The 6,537-nt window shown below is 58.9% G+C and carries 5 protein-coding genes; all 5 read right to left on the bottom strand.

Annotated elements, in window-relative coordinates; genetic code table 11:
- Positions 1-39: 39 nt before the first annotated feature.
- A complete protein-coding gene (repC, locus tag AC1D35_RS34285; RefSeq protein ID WP_477942334.1) occupies positions 40-1,251 on the bottom strand; it encodes a plasmid replication protein RepC in 1,212 nt (403 codons plus the stop codon).
- A gap of 207 nt (positions 1,252-1,458) precedes the next feature.
- Positions 1,459-2,451, bottom strand: a complete 993-nt coding sequence (gene repB, locus AC1D35_RS34280; RefSeq protein ID WP_477942332.1) for a plasmid partitioning protein RepB — start codon at positions 2,449-2,451, stop codon at positions 1,459-1,461.
- Positions 2,452-2,644: 193 nt separating this feature from the next.
- Positions 2,645-3,865: a plasmid partitioning protein RepA gene (gene repA / locus AC1D35_RS34275; RefSeq protein ID WP_477942328.1), complete on the bottom strand. Its 1,221-nt coding sequence runs from the start codon at positions 3,863-3,865 to the stop codon at positions 2,645-2,647.
- Positions 3,866-4,612: 747 nt separating this feature from the next.
- Positions 4,613-5,890: an L-fuconate dehydratase gene (locus tag AC1D35_RS34270; protein ID WP_477942326.1), complete on the bottom strand. Its 1,278-nt coding sequence runs from the start codon at positions 5,888-5,890 to the stop codon at positions 4,613-4,615.
- Between the two features lie 75 nt (positions 5,891-5,965).
- On the bottom strand, positions 5,966-6,537 hold a 572-nt coding region (locus AC1D35_RS34265; RefSeq protein WP_477942324.1), incomplete at its 5' end, for an SDR family oxidoreductase.

Genomic DNA, 6,537 nt, shown 5'->3' with positions numbered 1-6,537 from the left:
TGGTCACGGCAAGCGGTTATCGACCTTGCTCAAATCCTCTCAGGCCCTGCGCGCGACCGGACTGTTCTGACGTACCAGCGCCATCAGCATCGGTCCAAGCGAGAATTCTCCGCGCCCTCCCTTGCGGGTCAGATCCCGCAGATAGCCGCCCGGTGAGTTGATATGGGTGGCTCGCTCTAGCATGCAGGCAATGGTGACAGCGGCATTTTCCCGGCCGAGACTTTCGCAGGCTGCCTGATACGTCTGCGGCGTTATCCCAAGCATGGAACGCACGGTGACGGCAGCGGTCAGGAGATCCCRCCATCCCCTGATCGGCCCTCCCTGAGCATAATCGCTGATTTGCGGGCAAGCCTGCAGGATGAGTGCAAGAGGGAATATTTTCTGGGGTCCGCTAGTATCAACTGGTTCTGTCGCAGGCGGCAGCGTTTCTGTTTGCACCGTCGCACAAGATTCTAATTCAAGATAATCTGTATCTGAATTCTGTATGTGCGGTTCATTTTGAACCACACTGGCGCTCGTTTTTTTGAAATTATCGAAGTTCGTCAACAGATTGACGATGTCAGCGCGAAGGATTTCGAGCTTCAGGCGCACGCTGTCCAGATCGCAAGCCGCGGCATTGCGGGACAGGCATGCGAGATGATGGGCGTAGGCAACCTCGACGTCGTCCCAGTTACCGGGAACGCCTTCGGCGACCGCGGTCTCGATCAGTTTGCGGACATCGCGGCGGCAGATCGTCAGACGCTCGCGCGCACGTCGAAGTGCAAGCCGGTCGGCCTCGATCTTTTGAGCCATGGCAGACAGTTCTTCGCTGCGGGCAAGAAGCGGCACTAGGCTGAAGCCGTAGGCATCTTCCAACTCGCCTGAGCTCTTCCGGCRGGCAAAACGTTTGCCGTTGGCGCTATCCTTGCGGGTGATGAGCCCGGCATCCACCAGAGCCGCTAGGTGCCGGCGCAGCGTCGTGACTGCGATGCCGTGCGCCCTGACCATGAGCTGCCGGTTGGATGGAAAGACGACCATACTCGCTTCACCAGAGAGATGGCTCTCGGGATAGAAGGATAGAAGGGCGTTCAATACAGCCAGTGTGCGGTCAGAAATGTCGAGCAGCGGACGTGCTTCGCAGACGTCGCGAAACACCTTCCACTTGTCGACGGACTTATCTGGTTTAATTGATTCGGCCTGAAGCTGACCTCTTATCAAGGCAAGTGACATCGGCCGCCGCCCAAAAGGCGTCGTGACAAATCCCGTATCCATCGTGGTTCACCTTATGCAAAGGCAAATCATCGGCGCCCGCCAAAACGGCGTTCAAATACCTTGACAGCGATTCCGGGAAGTGCGATTCTCTAGGTGCTAAACGAGAGAAGAGGGCTTCCGGATGTTTGTTCGGGGGCCTTTTTCTTTGCCTATTGGCTCCTTTTCATGACAGTTAGATCCTCATCGGCAGGCCTAGCCTGCCAACAGTTATTGTTGTGACCTGACGGCGCCGAACTCCTCGAAGAGTTCATCCAGCCGGGTCGTGAGATAATCGGCAAATTCCGGCACCATGCGTTCATCGAACGTGATACGCGTCCTGGCTCCGGAGCGTTCGATCTGCGCTGCCTTCTGACCGTGGCGCGTTTTCCAGGTCTCGCCTGTTGTCTTCTTGGCATCACGCGCAGCGATTTTCGACAATACGCGCTGCAGGCGCTGATCGGTGTCGAGATCGGCAAAGGCCTGGTCTCCAATGATCGCCTCCACCTTTGTCGGCGAAGAAGAGACGGCATCGACGAGAGCCAGCCATCGCGCGCGGCCTGCCTTGGGAGCCGGGCCGATCGCCAGGATCACAGTGTGCGGCACGCCACGGGCAACCGAGATATAACGGCTGAGATCGGCCTTATCGGTCGAGAGTGCCGCAATAATGACTTCGCGCGGATAACCGGCCTCTTCGAGACGATGGGCAAACAGCGCCTTCTCGATGAAGGAGAGATCCTGCCGGTCGAGATTTTCCTTGCCCTGTGCGATGACCAGTTCATTGTCGCTCAAGCTCTGGACGATCGCCTTGACCTTGAGCCCAAGCTTTGCCGCAGCACGCAGGCGGCGGCGGCCATAGGCGATCTGGTAATGCCCTTCCTTGTTAGGATCGGGGCGCACCAGGATCGGCACCTTCTGGCCGTGTTCGGCAATGCTTGTCACCAGCGCATCGAAATCAGCATCACGCTCGATCGGGATACGATCGCTGATGGAGGAATTGGAAATGTCCGATGGGTCGATCTCCAGAACGGAAAATCCTGACGAAATCTGCTCCTGCAGTCTTCCGACCGCACGTGCCGCTTCCGTCATCTCCTGCAGAGATGCGCCCATGGCCGAGACGGCACCAGTGCGCACCCTGTCCGGGTTCTTCTCGACACCGGCAGATGGCGCCAATGCATCCGTTTTACGCATGAAAAGTGAATTGACCGTATCGCGTCTGCTCATCAATTCTCTCCTTTCCAGTCGGATGCGGGCAAGCCGGAATAGCGCAGTTGGGAGCTCCCAACACGCGTGATGGCTGCCGATAGACGGACGGATCTTAGCCGGATACTTACACGCCAGCCCCTCTTGTTGGGAGCTCCCAACAGATCCGCTGCTCCGTCGAAACAAGGTAAATCGGTATTGATCAAGGAGAGCATTATATGCGCCCCCATGCCTGCCGGATCAGCATCTCGACCTCTCCATTGACGGCATCGAGCGCTTCCATCGCACGATCATAGGTCGAACGCGTCAGGTTCTCGCGGCCGATCTCATAGAGCGTCTGCTTGGTGAGGCCGGCATCGGAGACCGCCGCCGATTTCACCATCGCATTGATCATGACGTGATCGTCGAACAGATTGCGCAAGAGGGCAGCGACTTTCGTCTGCGGCGCATCCTGCGGCTCGTAGCGGGTCAGTAGATAACGGATGAAATCATAATTGAGCTCGCCGCCCGCTTCCCGCACGACGGCGAGAAGATCATGGGTCATCAGCAAAAACTGGCTCATGGACGCCACGTCCAGCATCTGCGGATGCACGGTGACGATCATCGAGGTTGCGGCGCAAAGGCCACTCAGCGTCAGGTAACCGAGCTGCGGCGGGCAATCCAGGACGACGACGTCATAATTTTCGGCGACATCGTCGAGCGCCTTGGCGACGCGCATGAAAAACACGCCTTCGCCATCCCGGTGGCCGCGGGTCAGCGCGCGTGGTGTCGTGTGCTCGAACTCCATGAGTTCGAGATTGCCGGGAATGAGATCCAGACCGTCAAAATACGTGTTTCGCACGACCTCGGATAGCGGGCGACGCTCCTCGTCATAACGGATCGCCGCATAGAGCGTCTCGTTCGAGCGCACATCGGTCTCCGGCATGACGCCGAGCATCGCGGACATGCTGGCCTGTGGGTCGAGGTCGAGGGCGAGCACGCGGTAACCCTGCAGGGCAAGATATTGCGCAAGATGCACGGAGGTCGTGGTCTTGCCCGATCCGCCTTTGAAGTTGGTAACGGCAATGACCTGGAGATGGTCGTTCTCGCCGCGGCGCGGCAGGAACTCATGCGCTTCACGTCCACGGGCGGAGGCGGCAAGCAGGACACGCAGCTCATTGAGCTGGCGCAAGGAATATAGTCGTCGGCCGTTGGTGCCGACATCGGGCTGCGGGCCTTCGCCGGCAAGCGTCATCTTTCGCAAGGTCGAATCCGAGACACCAATGAGTTTGGCAGCCTCGCCCGAGGTGAAGCGGCGCAGTGTCTTGCTCGCGGTTGGCGGAAACAGGGCTTCGCTGATCGCCTGCAACTGCGAACTGATCGTCGACGCATGGGCGCCGATCGTCTCATCGACGCTACGCTGAAGGGTCCGAGAAGTCCTTTGTGCCTTGCTCACGCTCTAATCTTTCATCACGGAAAAATACCAGAAACGGCTGTTTATCCGTGACGATTACCGATCGCAGCGATTCTGGCAAGGTACTCCGGCAGACAAGCCCTTAGCGGGAGGGGCGAGGATCATGAGTTTACGACAGAGGGATTACAATTTCCCCTGATATCTCCGTCAGTTAACAGAAATTCGATTCGTCTTTTAAAGTCGTGTCATCCCCACATGATTTTTGCGATCGACGCGGCAAAGCCGCTGTTTTGATCCCGTAGACGGGCCGCGGTCCAACCCATTGAGAAGAATCAGCTATTACTGGTCCCTAATCTTCGCCGGCAAAGGAACTGACGGCTGAGAGCCGAGAAGGTGCTGTTGCTGCAACTCTATGGGCTATGGCGTGGGATGGATCGGGGGTTCGCCTTTTCAAATCCGGAACACGAGATCGGCAGGCTGCGCCTACCTGGTGAGCGCATATGAGCAAACCGCCTTCTGACGCCCGTTCTCGATGGCTGGACGTTCGAAAATTGACCAGGAGGTGACAGAATCAATCTGCTAGATCGATTCCGTATCAACGAAAGATGTGAGAAAAAACAGCGAGTTAGAAATAGGCCAAATGGGCTACCCGAGGCTCGCAAAGGGCTCTTTCGAGCAGCCTTTACAGGCCAATCTTATAGAAGAACCGGGAGCTTTTTGCAATGGCCGGCCCTACGGCTTTCCCCAGCAGTCATGCCGGGGAAAGCCGTTGAAAAGGCGCCTACCGCCCTATCCACGGAATGTGTAGCCGGCAATCGAGGCAGGTTTCATCTCGATCGAGAAGCCGGGCCGTGTCGGCGGCATATAGGCGGCGTCCTTGATGATGCAGGGATCGAGGAAGTGTTCGTGCAGGTGGTCGACATATTCGATGACGCGGCCGTCCTTGGTGCCCGACACCGCCACATAATCGATCATCGACAGGTGCTGTACATATTCGCAGAGCCCGACACCGCCGGCATGCGGCCAGACCGGCAGGCCGAATTTCGCCGCGACCAAGAGCACGGCGAGCACTTCGTTCAGACCGCCCATGCGACAGGAGTCGATCTGCACGATATCGATCGCGCCTTCAGCGATGAACTGCTTGAACATGATGCGGTTCTGGCACATTTCGCCGGTCGCGACCTTCACCGGGGAAATGCCCTGGCGGATCTTGCGGTGGCCGGCGACATCGTCAGGGCTCGTCGGTTCCTCGATGAAGAAGGGCTTGGCGAAGGAGAGTTGCTTGACCCAGTCGATAGCCTGTCCGACTTCCCAAACCTGGTTGGCGTCGATCATCAGGTAGCGGTCCGGGCCGATCACCTCGCGGGCGATCCTCAGGCGGCGGATATCGTCCTGCAGGTCACGGCCGACCTTCATCTTGATGTGGTTGAAGCCGGCATCGATCGCTTCCTGGCAGAGACGGCGCAGCTTCTCGTCCTCATAGCCGAGCCAGCCGGCCGAGGTCGTGTAGCAGGCATACCCTTCCTTCTCGAGTGTGGCGATGCGCTCCGCCTTGCCGGCTTCGGCTTGTCTGAGGATGGCAATTGCTTCCTCGCGTGTCAGCACGTCGGTGAGGTAGCGGTAATCGACGATATCGGCGATCTCTTCGGCCGGCAATTCCGCAACGAKACGCCAGACCGGCTTGCCGGCCTCCTTGGCAAGAAGATCCCATACAGCATTGACGATGGCGCCGGTCGCAAGATGGATTGCGCCCTTCTCCGGCCCGATCCATCGAAGCTGGCTATCGCTCGTCAGATGCCGCCAGTATTTGCCGGGATGCGCCTTCACCTCCGACAGTTCTGTGCCGACGACCAGATGGCGCATCGCCTCGATCGCCGCGCAGCAGATGTCGTTGCCGCGGCCGATGGTGAAGGTCAAGCCGTGGCCGGCGAGACCTTGCTTGTCGGTCTCAAGGATTACATAGGCGGCGGAATAATCCGGGTCGGGGTTCATCGCATCGGAACCATCGAGGCTTTGCGAGGTCGGAAAGCGAAGGTCGAAGACGCGGATGTCGGTGATGCGGGTCATGATGTCTTTCCCGTTTGGCTAGGCCGTTGGGTTGGCCGGCATCCGCTTTCGCAGCGAGCCGGCCATGCGAAAAGCTCAGATCGTCCAGCCGCCGTCGATGGCGTAGGCTTGGCCGGACGTATAGGTGGCGCCCGCGAGATAGACGACGAGATCGGCGATTTCCTCCGGCGTGCCGAGGCGGCCCATCGGCTGGCGGGCGATGAAGGCGGCGCGCGCCGTGTCATAATCGCCTTGGGCGCGCATGCGGTCCTGCAGCGAGGGGCTTTCCACCGTGCCGGGGCAGATGCAGTTGCAGCGCACGCCCTGCGTGACATAATCGGCAGCGACCGACTTGGTGAGCCCGATCACGGCGGCCTTGGTGACGCCATAGGCAAAGCGGTTCGGCACGCCTTTGATGCTCGAGGCGACCGAGGACATATTGATGATCGAGCCATCCTTGCGCTCCAGCATGCCCGGCAACACTGCGCGGATGGTGCGGATCATCGCCTTGACGTTGAGATCGATGGCAAACTCGAGATCGCTATCCTTCATGTCGAGCACAGAACCGTTATGGACGATGCCGGCGCAGTTGAAGAGCACATCGACGGCGCCGATTTCGGCCACCAGTGCCTTGACCGCCGCGTCTTCGAGCACGTTGAGCTTGTGGG

The sequence above is a fragment of the Rhizobium sp. P1_E6 genome (genome assembly GCF_056405875.1).
Note: the sequence above shows the minus strand (reverse complement) of the source record. Positions and strands in the feature narration are given on the sequence as shown.

Coding starts and splice junctions, on each gene's coding strand:
- repB (WP_477942332.1), bottom strand. CDS start 2,451: ATGAGCAGACGCGATACGGTCAATTCACTTTTCATGCGTAAAACGGAT.